Below are 23,829 nucleotides of genomic sequence, written 5' to 3'. Positions count from 1 at the left end.
GAGATTCGTCCGTGACATCGCCACCGTCCCCGTCGACACTCGATCCGGAGGCCCGGCATGTGCTCGAGCTCGGCAGCCAGGCCGGCGCGCCGCCGTTCGAAACGGGAACGCCTGAGCAGGCGCGCCGTGCCTACAATGAAGGCTTCCCGACCCTGCAAGGCGAGCGCGAGCTGGTCGCGTCGATCAGCGAGCGCATCATTGCAGGACCCGGCGGTCCGCTGAGGCTCAGGATCTATCGCGGGCAGGGCGCGCCTTCGGCAGGCGCTCCGGCGCTGCTCTATCTCCATGGCGGCGGCTGGGTGATCGGCAATCTCGACTCGCATGACGAGATCTGCCGCTGGTTCGCCAACGAGGCAGTCGCTGTCGTCGTTTCCGTCGACTACCGGCTGGCGCCGGAACACAAGTTCCCGGCGGCAATAGAGGATTGCCGAGCGGCACTTGGTTACATGCAAAGCGCCGCGGACGAGCTCGGCATCGAGGCTGCCCGCATTGCGGTTGCCGGCGACAGCGCCGGCGGCAATCTCGCTACGGTGCTCGGCCTGCTCACGCGGGGGGACAAAAATCCGCCGGCAGCGCAGCTGCTGTTTTATCCCAACACCGATGCCGGGCAGACGACGGACAGCTATCGCCGCTTCGCCATAGGCTTTGGCCTGACCGCCTCGACCATGGCCTGGTTCCGCGACCATTATATCCGCAATGCCGCCGACATCGGCGACTGGCGTACCTCACCGCTGAAGGCGGAAAGCCTCGCCGGTGCGCCGCCCACCTTCATCGCCATCGCCGGTCACGACATCCTCGCCGACGAAGGCGAGGCCTATGCCAGGCGTCTGCAGCAGGCCGGCGTGCCGGTCGTGCTGGAACACTGGCCCGGTCAGATCCACGGCTTCGTCTCGATGGGCCGTCACGGCCCGGCAGCGAGACAGGCGGTTGCCGCCGCCATTGCCGCGTGGCGAAGCTTCGATCCTGCCTTTGGAAAGGCTCAAGCGGACTGACGCATCACCAGGGCGGCGTCGAGGCTGACCTTCGGCGCGACGTTTGCCCTATCCTCGTTGAGCAAAGCGAGCAGTGTCTCGACGCTGCGCCCCGCCATGGCGGCAAAATCCTGCGCGATGGTGGTCAGTGCGGGGCAGGTGTAGCGGCTCAGCGGATGGTCGTCATGGGCGGCGATACGCAGGTCGCAATCGGCCTTGCGGCCGATCTTCAGCCCTTTCGCGAAGGCTGCCGCCATCACGCCGAAGGCCAGGCGGTCATTCGCACACAGTATGGTCTTGCCGGGCAGACCCCCGGTCTTGCCGGGCAGACCCCCGGTCTTGCCGGGCAGGCCTCTGGTCTTGCCCGGCAGGCCGCTGGCCCCGAGCATCTGTTCCATCTGCTCGTAGCCGATGCGCTCGAAATCCCATGTGTAGTCTCGGGTGTCGCCGATAACCACCGGCTCCTGGCCAAGCTGACGCATCGCGGCGACGTAACTGTTCAGGCGCTCCGGCGAATTGTGATTGACATGCGGGATGTCGAAATAGATCGGGGCGTCGCCGGAGCGGCAGAGATAGTCGACGATGGTCGAGACACTCTGGGCATTGTTGTTGCCGACAAAGGGCGTGCCGCCTTCGAGATAGGTATCGAAATAGACGACCGGCATTGTCTGAGTCAGCTTCTCCAGCGTGCGCCGGTCCGAGCGCAAGCCGAGCGGCGCGATCAGCGCGCCCGAAACTTTCAGCGACAGGATGGTACGTGTCGCCTCCATTTCGAGCTCGGTCGAGCCATGCGAGGAGATGACGATCGGCCAGTAGCCCTCGTCGCGCAGCCGAAGTTCGATGCGGCTGACCATTTCGGAATAGAAGGGGTCGGTGACCGTCGGTACGACAATGCCGATGGCGCGGGTGCGCTTGCGGTTGAGGTTGCGGGCAAACAGATTGGGCTGGTAGTCGGATGAGCGCAACGCCTCTTCGATGCGCTTGCGCGTTGCCGGCTTGACGCTGGTCGGATCGTCGAAATATTTCGACAGCGTCGGCCTGGAGACGCCGCAGGAGCGGGCGAAATCCTCCATCGTCTTGTGCGTCATCGGCATTCAATCCCTCGTCTGGCACGCGCCAGAACCTCGGTCATCCCTTGACGCTGCCCAGGGTCCTGCAGCCGGCGCGTCCGCCACGCAACGGCAGACGAAATTTACAGGAAACGTCAGTGGGTTCAACGCGCAATGACAGATTATACCGTGCGTAAATTTGTTCAATTGACGCGAAAATTGTCGCGCATCAAAGTCTCGGTCACAAAGAGCGCTGAAACAGTCCAGGCACCATGACACAACAGATCGATCGGCTTCTTTCCCAGCTTTATCGTCGGCTCGATGCCGCCGCGGTTGTGATCGGCGATGCTATCGATCCGCGCTACAGCGACGACCTCTCCGGCAAGGGCGGCGGCCAGCCCGAACTGGTCTTGCGTCCGCGCAACGCCGCCGACGTCGCCGAAATCCTGCGCCTATGCAGTGGTATCGGCCAGAAGCTGGTCGTCCATGGTGGCCGCACCGGGCTGGCAGGCGGCGCGCGCGTGCAGCCGGGCGAAGCGGTGCTGTCGCTGGAGCACATGACCGCGGTCGGAGCGCCCGACCGCGCCGCGGCAACCATCATCGCAGAGGCCGGCGCGCCGCTGCAAATGGTGCAGGAAGCGGCCGATGCAGCCGGCCTGATGTTCGGCGTCGATATCGGCGCGCGCGGCACGGCGACGGTCGGCGGCAACATCGCCACGAATGCCGGCGGCATTCGCGTGCTGCGCTACGGCATGTACCGCGACCAGGTGCTGGGGCTGGAGGCCGTGCTTGCCGACGGCTCGATCCTGACTTCGTTGCGTGGCCTGGCCAAGGACAATTCGGGATACGATCTCAACCAGCTTTTCATTGGCAGCGAAGGCACGCTGGGCGTGGTTACTCGCGCCTGCCTGCGGCTGCATCCCAAGCCCGCCACCGAGGTTGCCGCCTTTTGCGCCCTTGGCTCGCTGGAGGCGGCCATTGCGCTGCTCGACCTGCTCAAGCAGCGGCTCGGGCCCTTGCTTTCGGCCTATGAGGTAAACTTCTCGCCGCTCTACGGCGCCATGATTGCCGGCATGGCCGCGCCGGCGCCGCTGCCTGCCGGCGCGCCGGTTTATGTTTTGGCCGAGATCCAGGGCAACCAGGCCGAGCTGGACGGCGAGCGTTTCGCTTCGGTGCTGATGCAGGCGGTCGAGGACGGCATCGTCGCCGACGTGGTCGTCTCGCAGTCGCCGCGCGAATTCCGTGCGCTATGGGATGTGCGCGAAGAGGCCAACCGCTTCCTGTTTGCGATCGAGGGCATGATCGGCGTCGACATCAGCATCCCGTTGGCGGCCATGGCGGATTTCCTGCGCAACGCCGAAGCCGCGATCCACGCCGTCGACAGCAGCGCCGAGATCTACGTCTTCGGCCATCTCGGCGACGGCAATCTGCACTATCAGGTCGACACCACGGAACCGGCGGCCGCCTATGAGATTATCTATCGCGGCGTGGCGGCATGCGGTGGCGCCGTCTCGGCCGAGCACGGCATCGGCCTCGACAAGAAGAAATGGCTGAACCTCGTGCGCAGCGACGCCGAGATATCGGCCATGCGCCGGCTGAAGGCGGCGTTCGATCCGCACAACATCCTCAATCCCGGGCGGATTTTCGATATCGTTCGATCGCCAGGAGGGATCTAACTTGCAGCTGGCGAGAGCAGCGCGTGGAAGTCGACCGTTCTCATCTGCTCGATGCCGTCCAGAGTCATATTTCCCGCGACATAGACGATGATCGCCAGACCGAGCCAGCCGATCCAGCGATACCTGGCAAGCAGCGCCGCCACCAGCGTCGAGGCGACCGCCATCAGAACCACCGACAGGATGAGACCGAACACCAGCGCATTCATGTCGTGGGCGGCGGCGCCCGCCACGGCCAGCACATTGTCCAGCGACATCGAGACATCGGCGACGACGATCTGCAGGATCGCGGTGCGCAGCGCCTTGGCCGGCCGCGCCGTCGCAAGTGCTGCGGCTTCAGTGTCGACGTCCTCGCCGTCGCCGGCCGAGCGCAACTCCTGGAACATGTTCCAGCACACCCAGAACAAAAGCATGCCGCCGACCAGCATGATCCCAGGAATTTCCAGCAGCTGCACCGCGATCACCGCAAAGACGATGCGGATCACCGCCGCCGCGGCAATGCCGGCGATGATCGCCTTCTGCCGCAACGCCTTGGCGAGGCCTGCGGCCGCCATGCCGATCACCACGACATTGTCGCCAGACAGCACAAGGTTGATGGTGATGACTTCCAGATAGGCGGCGACAGTCGTCTGGTCGAAACTCATAGAGCGGTCTCCCCGGAAGGCTCCGGCTGGTTGCGGGCGCATCGGACCGATGTCTGCGCAAACGCGAAGACAGCCGATTTGAGTGCAGCCCGGCATTGAAACAAGACGCCAGCGCGGCCAATCGGTCCTCATCCACGGAATTCATCGCCGGGTCGTGATTTCCGACCAGAAATGCCCGTCCCAGAATGCCCATCATGGAAGGGAAGACAAAAGCGTTCCGCTTGCCTATCAATATTGCCGACCAAAGGAGAGACGAGCATGAGCAAGACGGCACTGATTTTCTGGGGCGGATGGGAGGGTCACACGCCGGCCCGCAGCGCCGCTGTCGTCAGCGAGATATTGACCGGGCATGGCTTCGAGGTGCGGACAGAAGAGGGCACATCCGCGCTCGCCGATCCGCAGCTCCCGGTCATCGATCTGATCGTGCCGGTGATCACCATGTCGACGATCGAGAAACCGGAGCTGCAAAACCTCACCGCCGCCGTCAGCGGCGGAACCGGCCTTGCCGGCTTCCACGGCACAATGGGCGACAGTTTTCGCAACGAGCCGAACTATCAGTTCATGACCGGCGGCCAATGGGTCGCGCACCCCGGCGACATCATCGACTACCGTGTCGACATCATCAGCGACGATCCGATCGTCAGGGGTATCGAGGGTTTCGCCTACCATTCCGAGCAGTATTACATGCATGTCGACCCGAGCAACGAGGTGCTGGCGACGACGACGTTCAGCGGTGAGCATCTCGACTTCATCGACGGCGTCGTCATGCCCGTGGTCTGGAAGCGCCGCTACGGCAAGGGCCGCGTCTTCTTCAGCGCGCTCGGCCACACGGCGGATGAGTTTTCCGTGCCGCAAATGCGCACCATCTTCGAGCGCGGGGCGTTGTGGGCCAGCCGGTAACCGGGGCCTGTCCGAGCAAGCAACGGCGATATCACGCCTCCGCTACTCGCTAAGCCGCGGCTAACGCTCTATGCTGGCTGAGGTCACGGCGTTCGACCGCCGTCATCGCAACTGAAATGTGTTGTCACGGGGGACATGCATGTTCGGGGTCGTCGGATTAGTAAGGCATGGAAAGTCGTCGCAGCGCTGGCGTCCGCCCGCTCTGGTGGTCGTGGTGTTCGGTCTGTTGCTGCTTGCGCCGCAGGCGGCCAACGCGCAGCTGAACTGGACGCTCGATCCGGCGAATTCGACACTCACCTATCAATCGGTGAAGAAGAACACCATTGTCGAAACCAACAAGATCAGGAACCTCTCGGGCACGCTGACATCGGATGGCGCCGCCAAGGTCACGTTCGACCTCAACTCGGTCGACACCGGTATCGACCTTCGCAATGTCCGCATGCGCTTCCTGTTCTTCGAAACCTTCAAATTCCCGACGGCGGAAGTGACGGCGAAAGTCGATCCCGCCGCTTTTGCCGATCTCGCCACCAAACGGCGCATGAGCGCGCATATCCCGTTTCGCCTGAGCCTGCACGGCGTCGACAAGGACCTTGAGGCCAATGTCGTGGTCACTATGATCACCGACAGCATGGTGTCGATCGCCTCGGAGGCGCCGGTCGCCGTGCATGTCGAGGATTTCGGCCTGTTGCCCAACATCGAAAAACTCCAGCAGGCGGCCAATGTCAGCAGCATCGTCCCGACGGCTTCGGTGTCGTTCGACTTCGTCTTCGCCGCTGATGGCGCCAAGCCTGCGGCCACGCCTGCCGTCGCGGCCGCAGCCCCAGCCGATGCCGGGCCGGTCGCCACAGATGCAGGCAAGACGTCCTTCAGCGACGATGAATGCCTGAACAGGTTCGAGGTGCTGTCGCGCACCGGCGCCGTCTATTTTCGCCCAGCCAGCGCTCGGCTCGATGAAAAGAGCCGCCTGCTGCTGGCCGAGGTGGTCGGCGTCGTCGGCAAATGTCCGAAACTGAAGGTCGAGGTTTCGGGCCATACCGATTCCGACGGCTCGCCGACGGCCAACAAGAACCTGTCGGAACGGCGCGCCAAGGCGGTCGCCGACGCGATCATCGCTGCGGGCATTCCATCGGCGCAGATCACGGCTTCCGGCTATGGCGAGGAAAAGCCGGTGGCGCCGAACGATACGCCGAAGAACAAGGCGCTGAACCGGCGGATCGAGTTCTCCGCCACGCCGCTCTCCAACTGAGCCGGTCCTTAACTGAGAAGGCCCGTCAACCGAAAAGGAATCCGGTGCGTTTGGACATGATTGCAAGTTGCGGCAACTTCATGCGCGGCATCGGCCTCGCCGTGCTGGCGCTTGCGTTGACCATGACCATTACCATGACCGCGGCCAGTGCCGAACGCCGCATCGCCCTGGTGCTCGGCAATTCCCATTACCGGAACGCGCCGGTGCTGCCCAATCCGGTGAACGATGCGCAGGCAATGTCCGATCGCCTGAAGGGGCTGGGCTTCGAAATCGTCTCCGGCCTCGATCTCACCAAGGCGCAGACGCAGGAAAAGATCGCGCAATTCGCGCGGCAGGTGCGTGGCGCCGATATCGCGCTGTTCTTCTATGCCGGTCATGGCCTGCAGGTCTCGGGCAGGAATTACCTGCTGCCTGTCGATGCGGCGCTGGAGGACGAGACCTCGCTCGACTTCGAAGCCGTGCAGGTGGACTTCATCCTGCGGCAGATGTCGCGCGAGACCAGCATCAGGCTGGTGTTCCTCGACGCCTGCCGCGACAACCCGCTCGCCGATGTGCTTGCCAAGGAGACTGGCGGCGACAGCACGGCAAGCAGCGGCCTTGCCGAAATACCGATCGAGAATGGCGGCGCCGGCACGCTGGTCGCCTTCGCTGCCAGTCCCAACCAGCTCGCCTATGACGGACCGGGCGAGCACTCGCCATTTTCGGCGGCGCTGCTTGCCCATATCGGCGAGGTCAACGTCTCGATCACCGAAGCGATGAACCGGGTTACGTCGGATGTGTTCAAGGCCACAGCCGGACGCCAGCGGCCCTGGATCAACGTTTCGCTGACCACCGATGTCGTGCTTCACAAGGTCGATCTCAAGGCGCCGCTGATCGTCGGCGATTCCGGCCCGGCTGCGCCCGAAGGCGATACGCAGGCGCGCACCGGCGCGGCCGCCAATCCGCCGGGTACGGACGCCGGCGAGCAGGCGCTGGAACAGCTGCGTGAGGAAATTCCGAAGCTGGGCTCGGACGCGCCAATCCTTTTCGATGTTCCGGTCAATTTCGGCGACCCGGCGATCGACGGCAAGAGCATCGCCCAACTCATCCAGGGCAAGCCGCACTTCAGTCCGGTCGAGGGCCTGGAAAAGTCCGTCTGGGACAACCAGTGCAGCAACTGTCATCAATGGACCGAGGAGCGGCTGTGCGACCAGGCCAAGACCTACGTCACCAATGATGCCTCGGTGTTGCGCCTGCAACACCCGCTGGGCACGCGCTTCAAGGTGGCACTCGGCAAATGGGCGCAAAACGGCTGCAAATGAGACCGCCAACAATGGGTTGGATCAGATTTCAATGAAATCTCATCACGATCCAGAGCAATCAGGCTCGGCGCAGCGCCTCGGTTTCGGCCAGATGGATGCCCATCTCGACAAAGGCGGTGAGCACGGAGAAACGGTCCGCCACCGCAACCCGCGCCAGTCCGGCCAGTATGCCGGCATTGACGGCATGCGCAGCCGGCAGCGGCCGCAGCCTCGACCCGTTGGTCTGCGGCGTCAGGCCATTGATGTGCCGTTGCGCCGCTAGCGCGATCCAGCCGGCAGGCGTGTGCTGCTGCGTCATCGCCGCCCCGGCGACAGCCTCCCGGCGGGTTGCATTGTTGGGGTCGCCGACCCACTCCTGGATCAGTGTCAGCGTTGCGAGGTCCTGCTCTTCGAGCAGCTCGGTCAGATGCCCCAGGCACTCATGGCCCCACCAGATTGCGGCCCGGTCAGGCAGGAGATAGGCGCAAAAGGTAATCGCTTCCTCGGGGATGCGCCCGGCCATCAGCCGGCGGCAGAACTCGAGCGAGGGTTGGTCGGTCGGAACGGCCGTCATGTCCCGGGCGACAGCCGTGTTCGCGGCGAAGAGATCGCGTGCGGTCTGGAATCGAAGCCCGTTGACCATCGCTGCTGTTATCCTCCCCCAGCCCTCACTCAACCCGCCTGCGAGGCGCGGGTCAAGTCTGTCGACCACCACATGTCCATGACGTTGTTCACAGACAAACGCCTCACGGTTTGGTATATTCCACAGCCGACCGTGATCTCGACAGATCATTGTCGAACAGGAAGAGTTGGCCCGGATCCATGGATCGGGCCTGAGTGAAAATCGGATGCTCGAAACGGGAGTAACCGTTATGCAGCGGCACATTTCAGTCTTGGCATTGGCGACCGTGCTTTTCTCGACTCACGTCTATGCCGACCCACTTCAGAAATCGGAAGACATTGTGAAGTTCTTTGCCGGCACGATCGATCACGGCGCGGCACGCGGGATTTGTGTCGGCACCGAGGACGAGTGCAAGAGCAAGACCGGCCAGAAAGAAAAGCCTCCGGAGAAGACCGGCCTCGATATGCTGATCAATTTCAGCCTGGATTCGTCCGAGCTCGACGCCAAGGCGCGCAGCGAACTCGACGAATTCGCCAAGGCGCTGAAGGACGATCGGCTGAGCAAGCTGTCCTTCGTCGTCGAAGGCTATACCGACGCATCCGGCTCGGCGACCTACAATGAGGGGCTGTCGCAGCGCAGGGCGCAGTCGGTGACGGCCTTCCTCGAATCCAACGGCATCGAAGCCACCCGCATCAAGGCGGTCGGTCTCGGCGAGGCCAATCCACGCAACCCCGACCCCTACGATCCCGTCAATCGCCGGGTCGAGATGCGGATCAAGGCGCAGTAGCGTCGCCGGCTGCGTTTTCCGGCCATCAACGCCGCGCGTCCAACGGACACGCGGCGTTTTTGTCGTTCGATGTGATCGATCAGTTCTTGAGCACGCCGCCGACCGCTACGCCGGTGCCGAAGATCAGCGCCTTGGTCAGGAAATCATTGTTGTCCCGCGGCGGCGGCTCATCCTCGCGCACGACCTCCCGGTTGCGCCTTTTCTGCACGAACTGCTGTTGTCGGCGCGGCTTCTGGGCGTACTGCTTCTTGCGTGGCTTTTCCGCCACCGGCTTCAGCGTGCGGGCCTTCTGCACCATCTGTTTTTTCGGCTTGTCCACGCCGGTCTGGTCGGCCTCATGCTTGGCACGCACGGCCTCCATCATCGGATCCGTCTGGATAACCAGGAATGCCAGTTGCTCGCGCGTCAGGAAGGTGGTCGGAGGCAGCCCGTTCCCCTCTTGCCAGTCGCCGATCGCTTGCCGGGTCTTGGCGCCGATATTGCCGTCAACGCGGCCAAGCTCGTTGCCCAGCGCCTCGACGCGCAATTGCAGGTCGATGCGGCCCTGGCGATCGAGACCGATCGCGTTCTCCGTCGCCTCGGTGCCCAGCACCTTCTTCATGTCGTCCGAAATGCCGACCGAGGTGCGCACGGCAGAACCCGAGTTCGCTTCGTCGGCATCGAGCGCTGCCACCTGCCGTTCCTGGGCTTTCGGATCGTTCAGCGCATCGATGTTGAGCCGCGCCACCGTGGCGAAGCGGCCATTCGGGAACTGTTCGAGATAGGCTTCGTAGAATGGCGCGGTGTTGCGCTTCGAGGCCTCGTCCCAAAGCCGCTGCTCGACTTCCCACGAAGGCGGTTCGCTGGTGACGAGAGCAGGAGCGGGCGCTGCCGCGGCGTTCGCGTCATCGGCGGCCGGTTTTACCATCGGTGCGGCTTCGGCGGCCGGTTTGCCAAGGAAGACCTCGCGGCCCAGCGATGCGTTGTGCCATGGCCGCTGGCGGCCTTGCGTGGTCTCGGCCACTTCGCCGCGCACCCGCGTCAGCGCACTCTGGATCTCGACGCCGGGTTCGGTCAGGTGCCTGGCGAGCGCGGTCGAGTAGGGGCTGTCGACGCCGTTGCCGTCAAAGGCGATGGCGCCCGGGTCGGTGGCATAGGCAATCAGGATGCCGCCGGTGCCGACGCCCTCTGATTTAGGGTCGATCGGCGCCAGGCCGGTGCCCAGCGCGGTGGAGCGGGTCTTCGGCATCGCGGCCGCCAGTGTGCGTGCCAGCGGATTGTCGCGGCAGGCATCGAGGATGATGACGCCGACCGCCGGGTCGGGCGGCAGTGCGGCCATGAAGTCGTCGATCTGGACGGTGCGGGTCTTGAGATAGGCAGGTGACGTCAGTTCGGCGTCGACCGGGATCAAAAAGTTCTTGCCGTCGACCTGCATGCCGTGGCCGGCATAGAAAATGACGGCGAGGTCGGCATCGTAGGACTGCTCGGTGAATTTGCTGATCAGGCTGTGCATGCCGGCATTGTCCTGGTCGACGCCCTCGATCACCTCGAAGCCGGCATTGCGCAGCGTCGATGCGATGAGATGCGCGTCATTGGCCGGATTGGGCAACTCGACGGCATGGACGTATTTGCTGTTGCCGATGACCAGCGCGACGCGTTTGACGCCACCGGCATCCGGCGCCGCCGCCTGGACGGTGCCAAGCGCGGTCAGCACTAACAGAACAATTCCGCTCAAAAGGACGGCAAACGCTTTCATGGGATCGGCCCTCCGCCCCAATGGGGCGCGTTATTGATGGCTGCGCATGCTAAATTTCACCAGCGACTGTATCGCTTCTGCCAAAATGGCTGTTGGGCGTATGTGATCCCAGCCACAGTTTTGGTTCACAAGGACCCAAAAACCTTCCCAAATATCCGCAAACATACCATTCGCCGGCCTCAAAACCAATCGGCTTGGCGAAAACCGGGGCAAACTGCCCGCTCTAGCCCGGCTCGAGCGCATTTTGGGTCGAGCCGACCAGTGCCGTTATCGCCTGCTTGTATTTTTCGAACTCCGGCGATGTCTGGCGGACTTCCGTCGTCTGCTGGCCCGCATCGGTGGTGGCGGGCGTCGGCAATTTGCGGCCCATCTTCCGTTCCGCCCAGTCGACGACGTAGCTGGCGGTCTTGCCGGCAAGAAACGGGTTGGCCTGGATAACGGACGAGCCGAGCACGGCGCTCAACTGCGCCGATCCCGGCGACGCCAGCACCTGATGGGCGCCTTCCATGCCGAGGAAATGGCAGAGATAGAGCCGGCCGGCGGTGATCTGGTGGCCACGCGCCTTGAGATAGGCTTCGCCCTCGCGCGCCAGATTGCGCACCATCTCACGCGAGATGGTAGCGTCGTAGCGCAAAGCGAGCAGGTCTGCGGTCGACAGCGAGCGCGCCAGTTCGGGACGATAGGTGTTCATCATCCGGATCCAGGTCTTGGATATGAACTGGCCGGCGCCTGTCGCCGAAGACAGCGGGTTCTTGGCCCGCGCGCTACCGCCCGATTCGACGTGGACGATACGGTCGGTCAGCGTTTCGACGGCGGGATCGCTGGAAGTGACGGCGATTGCAGCGGTCACTGTTCCGAGCGGATCGATCGCCTGACCGCTTTGATAGAGTTCGAAATGCAAATGTGGCCCGGTCGACAGGCCGGTGGTGCCGATATAGCCGATGATGTCGCCGGCCTTCACCTTGGTGCCGACACCGCTGGCAATGGCGAATTTCGACATATGCGCGTAGCGCGTCTCGCGGCCGCCGCCATGGGCGATCTTGACCACATTGCCGTAGCCGCCGCCGTCGCCCTGGAAGATGATCTCGCCGTCGAAGGCTGCTGCGATCGGGGTCCCCACGGGTGCTGCCCAGTCGACGCCCTTGTGGATGCGAACAACGCCCAGGATCGGATGCTTGCGCGGCCCGAAGGTCGACGTCATGACACCGTTGACCGGCGTCACCATGCCGTTAGCCACCGTCAGCGAGCGCACCTGGTCATCGCCCGAGACGCAGGAAAACTGGCCGTCGCCCTGCTGGAAAACGAAACAATCCAAGCTCTTTTGCGTGCCTTGTATACCGACATAGAGCACCCGTCCGTCGGTCTCGTTCTTGCCGCGCGGCGTCTGCGAATAGATCAGCACAAGGCGCTGGTCCTCGCTGGCGAAAGCATCCAGATCCTGTCCGCGCGACAGATACATAATGGCTTCGCCGATGATGCCGCTCGGCACATTGTTGCGGGCCGCCGTCGAATAGATCGCGTCGAGCAGGCGGTATTGCCGTTTCTGCGTGCCTTCGGTCTCGGCGCCCGAATAATTGAACAGGTCCTCGCGCACCCACGGGTCGACGCCCGACACGAAGGCACCGGCCGCGTTGCGTGTCAGCGTGCCGACAAAGACGTTCCTGGCGTAGATCGAGACCTGCATCAGCGACATCGTCGTGGTCTCGCGCGTCGGCCTAAAGCCGCGCATCGCCACGACATAACCAGGCTGCAGGCCGTTCTTGTCGAACAGCGCCTTCAGCGCCTCGCCGGCAAGCTTTGCGTCGTCGGCGGAAAAATGCGCATCGAGCGCCACGCTGTCCAGGCTGCGGTCATTGAGGATTTTCACGAAAATGTCCTGGGTCGCCTCGAAGCGCTGGTATTCCGAGCTGACGTTGGCAACGCTGGTGTTGTTTTCGACCGCTGTCTTCTGAAAGGCGGGGAGTGCTGCTTCGCCCTCATCGATGGTCTCGCCCCAGCCGGCCTCGGGGTCATCGGCCGCCGTCGATGCACCCGGAGCGACCTGCGGGTCAGGAGCTGGGCCGGAGGCCGCCGGAGCCCCGTCCGCGCCGGGCGATGGCTTCAGATCGTTCTGCAGGTCATTCTGCGGATCGCCGGTTTCGGCGGGTGGCGCGACCGCGGTCTTCCGCTGCGCCTGGAAGAAGGCGAAATCCTCCTGCGTCGAGGGGATCGTCGTCATGAATTTTTCGCTGGCGCTCAGCATCACGTCGGAGAGAACCATGATCTGAGGGGAGATGCCGGCCTGGTCGAGCTCCGTCGGGCGCGGCATCCCGCGGCTCTTGGCGGCGCCCGCCTCCGGCGCCAGTGTGATCCACATCGGGTCGCCGGCAAGGTCGATGATGGCCGGCACGTAGACCGATGCGTCGGCCGGCACGTCGTCCGAGCCTTCGACGGCGTGCAGTTCCTCGTCTTCGTCGCCGAACGACCAGTAGTCGGCGGTAAGATAAAAGCCGGTGGCAATCGCGGCGAGGACGATTGTCGCCAGGCCAGCCGCCAGCCCGATCCAGATCCTGCGCCTGCGCAGCGCGGCGCGCGCCTGCTTCTTTGCCTTGAAGCTGGTGTCGATGCTGTGCGTCACGGTGCGCTTCCGGTCAGGAAGAAGGTCCAGCGCACCTGTTCCTGCGTGTCGACTTCGAGAAACTTCGCCGCGATATGGCCGCGCTGCCAGCATTCATCGATGCCGCGGATCGAGAACCGCCGCCGCTCGATGCACATGTCGGTGGAGCCTGCCAGGATGGCGTGGCCGAAGACATCCGTCGCGTAGATGTAGATGTAGCGGTTGGTCAGCTCCTCGCGAATGACGTTGACGCATTGATTGGCGCCGATGGTCCACCAGCCATCGGTCTGGTCGGCATCGTCGACCTTCTGACCGACGGCAAGATTGACGACGTCGAGCGTCCGGTTGCAGACGGTGAATTCGGCGCGCGCCTGCCCGGTGGAAAGAAGCGCCAGCAATAGCGTCGCGACCGCGCTCGCGGAGAGCTTCACCCGCACGTTCCGGGCAAGCAGGACGGGATCACGGCGACGGCGTTGCATCGGCGTCGGTGCTACCCGCCGAGGCGGAAATATTTGGCGGTCGCCGAAAATGCCGAACTCCTGGCGCCGATCTCGTCGAGTATCCTGGGCAACAGCACCGAGGCCGGCGTCGGCGTTGTGAAGTCCGCCGCCTTTATGTCCTGCGGCCCGGTGATCACCATGATGATCTGCGGCAACGCCTTGCCTGCCGCCTTGTCGGCGGCGCCGAGCCCGATCGGGATCGAGAAGATCGCCTTGTCGGCTTGTACGACAACATGATCGTCGAGGTTGAAGGCGATGCCCCTGTGGTCGATCAGGAACACGCTCGACACCAGCCCGCCATGCGTCATCAGCGTGCCGTCGATCGGCGAGCCGTCCGGCACCGATGTCTGGTCGAGGACAAGCTGCGGCCTGTCGGCCGTGCTCGCGCCCATGAAACGCAGGAAGCCGGTGATCCCGCATTGCGGGGGCTGGATAAGGCGGACGCTGATATCCGGCTCGACATGGAACTTCGCCTGGAATTCCCCAAGCAACTGTTCGAAGGGTGGCACCGACGTGCCGAAGCCCTCGATCGCGACACCCTTGTCGGCGGCCGACGTCACCGTCGCAAAAAAACAATCACCACCATTGAAGGCGCGTACCCAGGTGACCCGCTCCGCGGCCGCATCGGCCGGTGGCGGCACCTCCGGCTTGGGCACGTTCATGGCAATGTCGGGCTCTGCCGGCTTGTCGGCCTGCTCACCGCTGGCGATATCGGGCTGGCTCGGCTTAGGCTCCGCGGTCGGTTCAGGCGCCCGCGCCTTGGGCTCGGGCGCTTGAGCGGTGGGTTCCGGCGTCGGTGCTGTGGGTTTGGGGGCCTCGGCCGTCGGTTCAGGTGTTTGCGTGGCTGGCGCTGTCGCCTTGGGCTCTACCGGCGGACTGACAGGCTCGGGGTTCTTCGCGGCATCGGGCTTCGACGGGCCGGATGGCGGTTGCAGCGCAACGGTCTTGTCGGTTGGTTCGGCCGGCTGCGGGGCCGTAGCGCTCGACGCGACTGGCGGCGTCGGCTGCGGCTCGACCGGCGCTTTGGCCTGATCTTCAGCCGCAGTCTCCGCTGGTTGCGGCTTTGGCACCGTCTTCTCGACCGGCGCAGTGGCCGGAGCGGGCTTGTCAGCGACGATCGGCTTTGTCAGTTCGGGTTGGAGCGGCTTGCCGGTGTCGGTGAGGCGAGGCCGGTCTCCGAATCCCACGATACCCGATGCATAGAGCCCTCCAAGCGATACCATGACCACCGCCGCCAGCACCGCGATCGTCAGATTTCTGCCTGTAGTAGCACGCTTCGGCGGTGTGCTTGCTCGCTTGGGAGTTTCAGCAGCCGGTTTCGGCTGCGACAGGTGCGCCGGGCGCACGTGCGGCACGAAAGACGGCTCCGCCGTGCCGCTTGGCGGGGCCGAACCGAAGCCTTGGGCCGGCGAGTCCCCGACCTTCGAGACAGGCCCTGCGGTCTGCCCGGTTCGCGGCAGACCGGGCCGGGGCGCGAGCGATGCCGGCGGCAAGGTCGCGTCGCTGTCGTCGCGCGTCAACCGGGCGATTTCGGCCATGCTGGCCGGTCGATCATCCGGGTCAGGCTGCAGCATCGCTTCGACAATGTCCCTGAAATCGGCATCGATGCCGGAGAGATCAGGGACGGTCCGCCGTTTTTCGACGATCTCGTATTGCGAGCCGCCCATATCGATCGGCTTGCCGCGCAGCGCCGCCGCCAGCACCAGCCCCAGGCTGTAGATGTCGGACTGTTCGCTGACCTCGCCGCCATAGAGCCCGAGCTGCTCGGGGGAGACGTAATTGTATTTTCCGGCAAACTTGCCGCCGATCAGCGTCTCGCCACCGACCGCGGCCGATCGCGCAATGCCGAAATCGATGATCTTTGCCCGCTCGACCCGGCCGCCCGGCAGGATGATGTTGTCGGGCGACAGATCGCGGTGGATGGCGCCGGCCTGGTGCACGGCGCTCAGGCCCGAGGCCAGCCGGTGGCACAGTTTGCGCACATCCGGAGTCGCCATCGCCCCGCCGCGCATGACGTCGTACAGCGACTGGCCGTCGACGAATTCCATCGCCAGATAGGGCCGCCCGATGCCGGGATCTATGGTGAAGACGTGGTAGCGCACGACCGCGTCATGCGACAGATGGTTGAGGATCGAGGCTTCCTTGCGAAACAGCGACAGGATCGTCTGATCGCGGGCGAATTCCGGCAGCACGATCTTGATCGCGACATGATCGCCGGTCTGGATGTTGTGGCCGCGATAGACTTCGCCCATGCCGCCCGACGCGATGCGTTCGTCGAGCTCGTAGATGCCGCTGAGCTGCGTGCCGACGCTGGTATCCGCCATGTTGGGCAATAGCCGGGTCTTGTCGTCGGAGCTCATCGGTCGTGGCCTCCTGCTCGGGACAGGCCATTGCCTTTGTCTCTGATCTTGACCAGAACGATGGTGACGTTGTCGGTGCCGCCGCGCTCAAGCACCATGGAAAGCAGCTTTTCGCAGGCAGCCTGCGGCGCTGCCGAGAGCACTGCTGCCGCAATTTCCGCGTCGCTGACATGCGCCGTCAGCCCGTCCGTGCTGAGGATGAAGATGTCGCCGGCAAGGGTCTCTCCCTGCTGGAAGTCGATGGCGATTTCGTCGTTGACGCCGATGGCGCGGGTGATGACGTTGCGGCGCGGCCAGTTCTCCGCTTCGGCTGCGCTGATCGCGCCGCTGTCGAGCAGTTCCTGCACCTCGGTGTGGTCGCGCGAAATCTGCGAGATCGCGGCGTTGCGCACGAGATAGACGCGGCTGTCGCCCGACCACAGGCAGGCGAACCTGCCGTCCATGGCCAGCAGTGCGGCAACGGTGGAGCCGATGGTCACGCCGCGTGAGCGCGAAATCCGGCGAATCTCGGCATGCGCCCGGTTCAGCCGATCCTCAAAGCGGGCGCGCAGATCCGGCGCCGAACTGGCGATGCCGATCGTCGCCAGATGCTCGACAATGCTTGCCGAAGCGACTTCTCCGGCCTCGTGCCCGCCCATGCCGTCGGCCACCACCCAGAGGCCGATCTGCGGCTCGACCAGAAAGCTGTCCTCATTGTGGTCGCGCACGCAGCCCTTGTGGCTCACGCCGTAGCTCTCAAAGGCGGCATCGTTCACTGGCCTACGCTCCGCAACGCCTTGGCTGACGTGCCTGGCCAGTCTGCCACAGCCCCATTCATTAGAGTATCGAAATCTAAGCCGCTGATGACGGACGGTGTGGTGCCGCCGCTGTCTCTGCGTCCTGCAATCTTTGGTCCTGCCATGCAATTCCCCATCAGAAAGCCTTCGGACAGCTGAATGCGGAGAGCGCCGGCAGCGTGAACGGATTACCGTCCTCCCCGGTCTTGATCGTGTAGGCGACATCGCGCCCGCCGATGAGGAAATGCGCTTCGAGACTGTCGCCATTGGCGGTGACCTGCCCCTTGTCCAGCAATCGTTTCAACGCCCAGGGACCGTCGAACTTGATTGCGGACTCGCGGCCGGGCAGCTCCGGCGTCAGGCTGAGACTGGCCGAACCGGTCTTGCCCGGCCACGGAATCAGGCCCGGCGTGTTGCCGGCTTGGGTGGCCTGCAGCACCTGGCCGTCGATATTGAGCAGCGCCATGTCGGCATCGCCATGCAGCGACAGCGGCGTGAAGGTGATGTTGATCGACGGCACCGGCCCGCCGAGCGGAAAGAAAGCCGCGCGGATTTGTGCCGCGAGCTGAAAGTTCTTCAGCGTCGATTTCGCCAGATTGCGGCCGAACCTGGTGTCCTGTTTCCAGTCCCAGTCCTGGCCGCTCATGTCGACCAGCGACGCCAGGTTCTGCGCGAAAAACCGGTCGAGAACCCCGCCCGGAGAAAACAATCTGGCAAAATCCGCCATGGCGACATCGTCGGTGCCGGCGGGGGCGAATGGAAAGCGCCCGGCAATCACCTCTTCGCACGGACGGCCGACGGTCTCCTCCAGCATCTCGTTGAGACGTGTGGTCGATGTTTCGGCGACGGTGCCCTCGAAATCGTCCGCCGCCGCGCTCACCATCCTGGCCAGCGCCTTCGGCAGCCGCGAAGCATTGGCGCGCAACGTCGAGATCTGCAGCTGCAGATTGGCGTTGGCCTGGTCCGTCTGGGCGGGGACATCGGCGGCCAGCCGCACGCTCTGATAGATTTCGCGGAAATTCTGGGTGAGAGCGTCGAGCGGCCGCTGCCCCGGCGCCCCGGCCACCAAAGCCTGGAAAGACCGGAACTGGGCTTCGATGTTGGCGCCGGGATCCTGGTTCTGCGTACTGACAAAGGCGGCCCCGGCCCTGCTCTGCGATTTGCGCGCTGCAAGCTCGATGCCGATGCGGGCGAGGCCCTTGGCGCGTGCCGCGATTTCCTGGCCGCTGTCTTGAGACGGCGCAGCCGGATTGCGCTCTTGCGTCAAAGCTGTTTCGCGCGCGATCGCCTCGAACAGCTGCATCAGCGGCGAACTCGGTGATCCCGCTGCGGACAGCGCCAGATATTGCGGTTTGTCGGCGGCCATTGCCTTGAACTTCAACCTGTCGAGCACCTCGTTCCACGCCGCCGCAAAGCCCTTGCCATAGCGATCGAGCAGCTCCGGGCCGAGCTTGAGCAATTCCTGGTCGAAACCGCCTTGCTCGCCGCTCGAGCCGATCACCCATTGATCGTCGACCAGCGCCTGCGCGCTCCTGGCAAGTTGCGCCAGATAGAAGTCGAAGCCGGCATGGGTGTAGAGACCGGGGACGCGAAGGCCGGCGAGATCGTTTCCGTCATTGCGCTCGAACAGCATCGGCGCCTCCGCGCCGGCTTGCGATGACACCGAAAAATCGTCCAGCGCCGCCGCATAGGTGGCCGACTGGATGAGCGCGGTGGCGCGATCGGCAAGGCTCATGCGGCCGAGCGAGCGCTGGGCGGATTCGACCAGCGCGCGGTTGAGTTCGAACGAGGGATCCTGGTCATCGTCGAGCGCCAGCATGGCGCGCAAATGCTTCTCCAGTTGCGCCCGGCCGTCGCGATTGTGGGCGCCGGGATAGCGGTTCTGTTCCCAGTCCCGCTTCAGCCAGGTGACGACCAGCTCGTCATCCACTTTCGGCGCCTTGCCGCCCAGCATCAGGTAAATCTTCAACGGCTCGTACAGCGCCATCGGATCGGCCATCCTGGCCTCGATCGTGCGTTCGAGCTGGAACAGCAGGCGCGAGCGGAACATCCGCTCCAGCCCTTGCCGGTAGGCAGTCTCGGAAGCCGAAAGGATACGCTCACGCTGGCTGAGGCCGAACGTCGCCGTGGCCGGGGTGGGCTGGTCTCTCGTATCGTAGCCGGCCGGCAGGCCGCGCAGCGCATCGAGCGCGCCGATGACGGTTTCGAGGTCGGCATCCAACACCGTCGTGCTGGCCAGCAGCGGCGCGGCTGTCGCGCGGTATTGGCCTGCCGCCTGGCCGGTCGCGGCGACCAGCGATTTGTTGGTCGTAAAGCTCAGGCCGAGAACGCCAAGCGCGGCGATCGCTATGGCCGTGATCGCTGTCAGGCCGGCGTAGCGGGCGATCGCAACGCGCCTGTCGGCCGCCCTGTCATAGGACACCCAGCCGGACTCGGCGAAAATGACGCGGCTCAACAGATCGTGCAGGAAGAAGCTTTTGCCGGTGCCGGAAAGATGCGCCTGGGCATTCCTGCCGAAACTGCGGCCTATGCTGCCCAGCAACTGGTCGATCGGCGTGCCTTCCTGCGTGCCGGAAGAAAAATACAGGCCGCGCAGGGGGGCGTTCAGCTGCTTGCGCGTCGGCTCGAAAACGCCCTCGAGGAAATTCACGATCCGGCCTTTCAGCGCACCGAGCTGCGCGGCGAAGCCGAAAATGGCGATGCGCGCGACCGGATCGGTCTCCGCCTGCAGCCGCTCGCTCATCTCTTCGGTCAGGCGCTTCACCAGCGCGTCGAATTCGGCTGGCGCTTCTGCGACCATGTTCAGGCCGCGCTCGGCGGTCTGGAAGGTCGCGCCCCACACCTTGCGCCGGCGTGCTTCGTCGAAACCGCCGAAATATTCCATGAATCCGGAGACCAGGTCGGCCTTGGTGAACAGCACGTAGACGGGAAAGCGGACCTTCAGGACCTCGTGGATTTCCTGCAGGCGGCTGCGGATCTCGGCGACACGGGCCGCCTGCTCTCCGTCCGCCATCAGATCGGCAAGGCTGATCGCCAGGATGACGCCATTGATCGGCTGACGCCTCCGGTGCCGCTTGAGCAGCGACAGGAACGCCAGCCAGCTTTTGCTGTCGGTCCGTGCATGGGAATCCTGCGTCGTGTAGCGCCCGGCCGTGTCGATCAGCACCGCCTCGTCGGTGAACCACCAGTCGCAATTGCGCGTACCGCCGACACCCGCCACCGGCTGCGCCTGGCCCGACCCGGCAAGCGGAAAGTTCAGGCCGGAATTGACCAGCGCGGTGGTCTTGCCGGCGCCCGGCGGGCCGATGACGATGTACCAGGGCACGTCGTAGAGGAAGTTGCGCTTGCCGCTCGATTGCCTGAGCGTCGCGACCGCTTCGTTCATGCGAGCTTCCAGCACCTTTGCATCGCTGCCGTCATCCTCGGCGCTGGCCATGGCGGCCTCCAGCGCCTTCTGCGCCTTGCGCCTGCGCCAGAACCGGATTGCATAGATGATCGCCACCGTTCCGACGACGATGCCGATGATCGCTGCCCGCAGCCAGATGGGATCCAACGGCCGGGCGCCGGCAAAGCGGATTAACGGGCCGGCGTACCAGACCGCGGCTGCAAAGCCGGCGAGCGCGAGCGCGCTGAAGATGCGCAGCAGCCAGCCGGTCACAGCATCTCCTCCCGCGGGATCATTACATCGACACGGCGGTTTTTGGCGCGGCCCTCCGGCGTTGCATTGTCGGCGATGGGCTCGTCCTCGCCCTTGCCCTCGACCTTTGTCCGCGACGGATCGCTGAAATGCGCTGCGATCATCTTTTCCACCGACTGGGCACGTGCGACGGAGAGGTCGAAATTCGATTTGAAGGCGCTGGTCTTCTTCGGTTTGACGTTGTCGGTGTGGCCGACGATCCGGATCGGCCCGCGCTCCGCATCGAGAGCCGCCGCGATGCTGGCGGCCACCGGCTCGAACTCCGGTTTGACCTCGGCTCGTCCCGACTGGAACAGCAGGGCGTTGCTGATTTCCACGATGATGAAATCACCCTTGGTGCCGACGCTGACGCCGCCGGCTTCGATCTCCTTGGCCAAGGCAGTGCGGATGCGATCGACCTGCGCAATCGTCGTTGGCGCTGCGACGACCTTCACCTCCTCGGTCAGCGGGACGAAGCCGGTGCGCTCGATGGTGACCGGCGTCGCCGGATTGAGCGCCAGCAACTCGCCGGCAATAGCCTCGCCATCATTGGTGATGAGGACCCGCAGCGTGAAAAAGGCTGCGGTCAGGCCTGCTGCGGTTGCAGCGGCTATGGCCCAGAGCGGAACCCGCCTGGAGCCTTGCGCCGATGTGACCGACAAGCCTTGCCAGCGCGGCGAGATGTCGTCGTCACCGAGGACGCGGAAATAGGCTGATGTCTCGTAGACGTCGCGGCGGACCCGTTCGAGGCTCTCGCGCGGCTGGCCGCGATACTGGCCTTCGAAGCCAAGCGACAGGCAGACATGCATCAGCTCGATGAGATTGCGATGTGGTTCCGGCGTCGCCAGCACCGTGTTCAGCGCCTGGAAAAAACCGGCGCCGGTGGGTTTGACCTGGAAGAAGCGCTGCAGCATGGCCTGCTGCGCCCAAGCATCCCGGCTGGAACCGGGCAGATTGGCGACGATATCGTCGGCGGTTTCGCAAAGCACATAGCTGGCGATTCGCGCATCCTCTTCCGAGGTATCGGTCCTGGCGATCTTGCGGTCGAAATCCTCGATCAGGCCGGCGACATGCTGCGCCAGCTTCTCGGCCGGTCTTTCGACAGCCATCAGCCGCAGATGCCCAAGCAGCATCAGCAAGGGCGCCGCGGCAGCGACGATCGGGTTGGCCGCGCCATAATCGACGGCATCGCTGGCGCCGAGCAGCGCATCCCATGGCGTTTTCCCCGCCGTCCCGGCTGAGCCGTGAACGGGCGGATCGGCCGGCGCGTTGGCGAAGGGCGTTCCCTGATAGATCACCGTCCCCGTGACGTCGGACGGCGGCTGGCGGCCGGCGTTGGGATCGAAAACCGTGGGTTCCGGGACGCTGGCAGGGGCGATCACCGTACTGCCGGGGGCCGGCGCATCGCGGGCGAGAACCGTCTTTTGCTTGCGGCCGGGATTGGGGCGGCTGGGGCGGATGACGGTTTTGCCGGTCGGATCGAAAGGATCATCCTTCGAGCTCATCGCCGATCCCTGCCTCTACGCCCGCGCGCCGCGACGCACAGCGCCATGTCCGCGCAAACGCGGACCGCAGGACGCTATCTCGCCGTGACATGACATGTGCCGCAGACCCCCGAGGTCGACCAACCGTACCCGCGTGCTCAATCGTCGTATGTGATCGTAGTCTCAGAAGGTTGCGATGGAAACCCGGCGCAATTTTGGTGGCCGGCCCGTGCTCGGGTCGCTTCACGGTGTCTTCAGCGGTGCGCGGGCTTAGCCCTTGCCGGTCTTCTGTTTGGCGGCCTTGGCATAGGCTTCACTGAAATAGGTGAGGAATATGTCCAGCATGCCGTTCTCGTGCGCTTCCTCCTTGGCCCGCCAGGTCGCGACCAGCGCGTCCCAGGCGCGCGTCTTCTTCGAGGCAAAGGAGGATGGCGGCAGTTTTTTCGCAATCGCCTCGGGCGACAGATCGTCAAGCAACCGCGACAGCGCTGCCTGCATGGCGGCGAAGGTGGCGAATTCATGTGTTTTGAGGTCGTGGAAAGCGTCTTCGATGCTGTGCCTGGCATCGAGATAGCCGGCCCTGCGCCGCGCGAACATGATGTCGAGGATTTCGTCTGTCCCGGGCACGAACTTCAGCGGATTGTTGTCGGCGGCGTTGATCATGGTTCGATCGCTGGTCTTGGCCAGGACTTTTGCAGCGGCGCGCGCCTTCAGCAGCAACACCAGCTCGTCGACGACGATGCGCAGCACCGCGCCGATCTCGCCGGCCACCTTCTGCGGTTGGCGCAGCAGGAGCACTTCCGGCGGGATGCCGGCGCCGGCGGCAATCGCGCGCAGGATCTCGTCGGCTTGCTGCGGCCGGCTGGAGACCGAAGCGGGCGGCGCGGTCAGTGGCCGTGGCGAAGCGGCATGGTCTGGAAAGGATCCGGCAACGGGCATCTGCCGTTGCGTCGAGCCGTGGCCACCGAAGGCTGGGTTCCCGTCATCGATCGACACCGAGACGATATAGCGGCCGATCCGGAGCCGGTCGCCTTGCGCAAGCCGGTGCGGGCCGGTCAGGCGCTGGCTCGAGCCGTTGACGAAAGTTCCGTTGCGCGAGACGTCGTAGAGAAAGAAGGCGCCGCCTTCGTAGCGGATTTCGCAGTGCCGGCCGGAGATGAATTTGTCCGGATCTGGCAAGGTCCAGGCGCAGTTCTCCCGCCCGATCTCGAAGCCGCGATCGCGCGATGCGTAGCCGGGCGGCAGCCCGGCAGGCAGGACATCGACATTGCTGATCTGCAGACTGATGAACATGCGCTATGGACCGTCGACCGCTGCCGTTTCCATTGATCCGATGTGCCACAGTCTAGCAGCTTGCGGGCACAGCGGGAGAGCGGCGTTTCACACTGGCGAAAGCGGCGCAACAGCAACGGCCTGCCGCTTGTCCTCTTTGGTCTGCCATAGAACATGTGGTAGGCTCAACATGGCTTGGGTGGCAAGTTGCGAAATATCCCTGAACGTGAGGTCGTTAACACAAGAAGGGCTTCGAAC

General features: G+C 64.3%; 17 protein-coding genes. 6 read left to right on the top strand and 11 right to left on the bottom strand.

Going from position 1 to position 23,829, the window contains the following annotated elements; translation table 11 throughout:
- The first annotated feature begins 11 nt into the window (after positions 1 to 11).
- On the top strand, positions 12 to 992 hold the full coding sequence (locus tag NLY42_RS29875; protein ID WP_023754007.1) for an alpha/beta hydrolase: 981 nt from the start codon (positions 12 to 14) through the stop codon (positions 990 to 992).
- Here NLY42_RS29875 and NLY42_RS29870 read toward each other — a convergent pair.
- Positions 980 to 2,065 carry a LacI family DNA-binding transcriptional regulator gene (locus NLY42_RS29870; RefSeq protein WP_031244422.1) on the bottom strand — a complete coding sequence of 362 codons (1,086 nt, stop codon included), beginning with the start codon at positions 2,063 to 2,065 and terminating at the stop codon, positions 980 to 982. The two genes, NLY42_RS29875 and NLY42_RS29870, sit on opposite strands and share 13 nt — an antisense overlap.
- 227 nt (positions 2,066 to 2,292) lie before the next feature.
- Here NLY42_RS29870 and NLY42_RS29865 point away from each other — a divergent pair, with 227 nt between their 5' ends.
- Entirely contained in the window at positions 2,293 to 3,696 is a 1,404-nt protein-coding gene (locus tag NLY42_RS29865) for an FAD-binding oxidoreductase (protein ID WP_023754009.1), read from the top strand.
- On the opposite strand, the gene NLY42_RS29860 is transcribed toward NLY42_RS29865, so the two are convergent.
- A complete protein-coding gene (locus NLY42_RS29860) occupies positions 3,693 to 4,337 on the bottom strand; it encodes a YjbE family putative metal transport protein (RefSeq protein WP_023754010.1) in 645 nt (214 codons plus the stop codon). The genes NLY42_RS29865 and NLY42_RS29860 overlap by 4 nt on opposite strands.
- Before the next feature lie 258 nt (positions 4,338 to 4,595).
- On the opposite strand from NLY42_RS29860, the gene NLY42_RS29855 reads away from it, so the two are divergent.
- The 3 genes from NLY42_RS29855 (at position 4,596) to NLY42_RS29845 (ending at position 7,784) form a co-directional block, all read left to right on the top strand.
- Positions 4,596 to 5,237, top strand: coding sequence for a ThuA domain-containing protein (locus NLY42_RS29855; protein ID WP_023754011.1), 642 nt, complete (start codon positions 4,596 to 4,598; stop codon positions 5,235 to 5,237).
- Between the two features lie 139 nt (positions 5,238 to 5,376).
- On the top strand, positions 5,377 to 6,483 hold the full coding sequence (locus NLY42_RS29850) for an OmpA family protein (RefSeq protein WP_286488929.1): 1,107 nt from the start codon (positions 5,377 to 5,379) through the stop codon (positions 6,481 to 6,483).
- A 56-nt stretch (positions 6,484 to 6,539) separates the two neighbouring features.
- Positions 6,540 to 7,784: a caspase family protein gene (locus tag NLY42_RS29845; protein ID WP_023695269.1), complete on the top strand. Its 1,245-nt coding sequence runs from the start codon at positions 6,540 to 6,542 to the stop codon at positions 7,782 to 7,784.
- 58 nt (positions 7,785 to 7,842) lie between these two features.
- Here NLY42_RS29845 and NLY42_RS29840 read toward each other — a convergent pair whose 3' ends face one another.
- A complete protein-coding gene (locus tag NLY42_RS29840) occupies positions 7,843 to 8,406 on the bottom strand; it encodes a DUF6931 family protein (protein ID WP_023687008.1) in 564 nt (187 codons plus the stop codon).
- Between the two features lie 229 nt (positions 8,407 to 8,635).
- On the opposite strand from NLY42_RS29840, the gene NLY42_RS29835 reads away from it, so the two are divergent.
- Positions 8,636 to 9,172 carry an OmpA family protein gene (locus NLY42_RS29835; protein WP_023682635.1) on the top strand — a complete coding sequence of 179 codons (537 nt, stop codon included), beginning with the start codon at positions 8,636 to 8,638 and terminating at the stop codon, positions 9,170 to 9,172.
- Positions 9,173 to 9,251: 79 nt separating this feature from the next.
- On the opposite strand, the gene NLY42_RS29830 is transcribed toward NLY42_RS29835, so the two are convergent.
- The 8 genes from NLY42_RS29830 to tagH all read right to left on the bottom strand — a co-directional run bounded on the left by NLY42_RS29830 (position 9,252) and on the right by tagH (position 23,592).
- Positions 9,252 to 10,907, bottom strand: a complete 1,656-nt coding sequence (locus tag NLY42_RS29830; RefSeq protein WP_023754013.1) for a caspase family protein — start codon at positions 10,905 to 10,907, stop codon at positions 9,252 to 9,254.
- A gap of 223 nt (positions 10,908 to 11,130) precedes the next feature.
- A complete protein-coding gene (locus tag NLY42_RS29825) occupies positions 11,131 to 13,524 on the bottom strand; it encodes a M23 family metallopeptidase (protein ID WP_023754014.1) in 2,394 nt (797 codons plus the stop codon).
- Positions 13,521 to 13,934, bottom strand: a complete 414-nt coding sequence (locus NLY42_RS29820; RefSeq protein WP_023754015.1) for a DUF1036 domain-containing protein — start codon at positions 13,932 to 13,934, stop codon at positions 13,521 to 13,523. The genes NLY42_RS29825 and NLY42_RS29820 overlap by 4 nt, the downstream gene beginning before the upstream one ends.
- A 59-nt stretch (positions 13,935 to 13,993) precedes the next feature.
- The gene (locus NLY42_RS29815; protein ID WP_023754016.1) at positions 13,994 to 16,363 is read right to left on the bottom strand and encodes a serine/threonine-protein kinase; all 2,370 of its coding nucleotides are present in this window, start codon (positions 16,361 to 16,363) and stop codon (positions 13,994 to 13,996) included.
- Entirely contained in the window at positions 16,360 to 17,118 is a 759-nt protein-coding gene (locus tag NLY42_RS29810) for a PP2C family protein-serine/threonine phosphatase (RefSeq protein ID WP_023687014.1), read from the bottom strand. The genes NLY42_RS29815 and NLY42_RS29810 overlap by 4 nt, the downstream gene beginning before the upstream one ends.
- 157 nt (positions 17,119 to 17,275) lie before the next feature.
- Entirely contained in the window at positions 17,276 to 20,797 is a 3,522-nt protein-coding gene (gene tssM, locus NLY42_RS29805; RefSeq protein ID WP_023754017.1) for a type VI secretion system membrane subunit TssM, read from the bottom strand.
- Positions 20,794 to 22,320 (bottom strand): type VI secretion system protein TssL, long form, encoded by a 1,527-nt coding sequence (gene tssL, locus NLY42_RS29800; protein ID WP_023754018.1) that lies wholly within the window; start codon positions 22,318 to 22,320, stop codon positions 20,794 to 20,796. Before tssL ends, tssM begins: the two co-directional genes overlap by 4 nt.
- Positions 22,321 to 22,569: 249 nt before the next feature.
- Entirely contained in the window at positions 22,570 to 23,592 is a 1,023-nt protein-coding gene (gene tagH / locus NLY42_RS29795; protein WP_023754019.1) for a type VI secretion system-associated FHA domain protein TagH, read from the bottom strand.
- Between the last annotated feature and the right edge of the window lie 237 nt (positions 23,593 to 23,829).

The sequence above is a fragment of the Mesorhizobium sp. C372A genome, assembly GCF_030323245.1.
Lineage (GTDB): Bacteria > Pseudomonadota > Alphaproteobacteria > Rhizobiales > Rhizobiaceae > Mesorhizobium.
Note: the sequence above shows the minus strand (reverse complement) of the source record. Positions and strands in the feature narration are given on the sequence as shown.

Coding starts and splice junctions, on each gene's coding strand:
- NLY42_RS29845 (WP_023695269.1), top strand. CDS start 6,540: ATGATTGCAAGTTGCGGCAACTTCATGCGCGGCATCGGCCTCGCCGTG.
- tagH (WP_023754019.1), bottom strand. CDS start 23,592: ATGTTCATCAGTCTGCAGATCAGCAATGTCGATGTCCTGCCTGCCGGG.
- NLY42_RS29860 (WP_023754010.1), bottom strand. CDS start 4,337: ATGAGTTTCGACCAGACGACTGTCGCCGCCTATCTGGAAGTCATCACC.
- NLY42_RS29865 (WP_023754009.1), top strand. CDS start 2,293: ATGACACAACAGATCGATCGGCTTCTTTCCCAGCTTTATCGTCGGCTC.
- NLY42_RS29835 (WP_023682635.1), top strand. CDS start 8,636: ATGCAGCGGCACATTTCAGTCTTGGCATTGGCGACCGTGCTTTTCTCG.
- tssL (WP_023754018.1), bottom strand. CDS start 22,320: ATGAGCTCGAAGGATGATCCTTTCGATCCGACCGGCAAAACCGTCATC.
- NLY42_RS29840 (WP_023687008.1), bottom strand. CDS start 8,406: ATGGTCAACGGGCTTCGATTCCAGACCGCACGCGATCTCTTCGCCGCG.
- NLY42_RS29855 (WP_023754011.1), top strand. CDS start 4,596: ATGAGCAAGACGGCACTGATTTTCTGGGGCGGATGGGAGGGTCACACG.
- NLY42_RS29815 (WP_023754016.1), bottom strand. CDS start 16,363: ATGAGCTCCGACGACAAGACCCGGCTATTGCCCAACATGGCGGATACC.
- NLY42_RS29830 (WP_023754013.1), bottom strand. CDS start 10,907: ATGAAAGCGTTTGCCGTCCTTTTGAGCGGAATTGTTCTGTTAGTGCTG.
- NLY42_RS29850 (WP_286488929.1), top strand. CDS start 5,377: ATGTTCGGGGTCGTCGGATTAGTAAGGCATGGAAAGTCGTCGCAGCGC.
- NLY42_RS29870 (WP_031244422.1), bottom strand. CDS start 2,065: ATGCCGATGACGCACAAGACGATGGAGGATTTCGCCCGCTCCTGCGGC.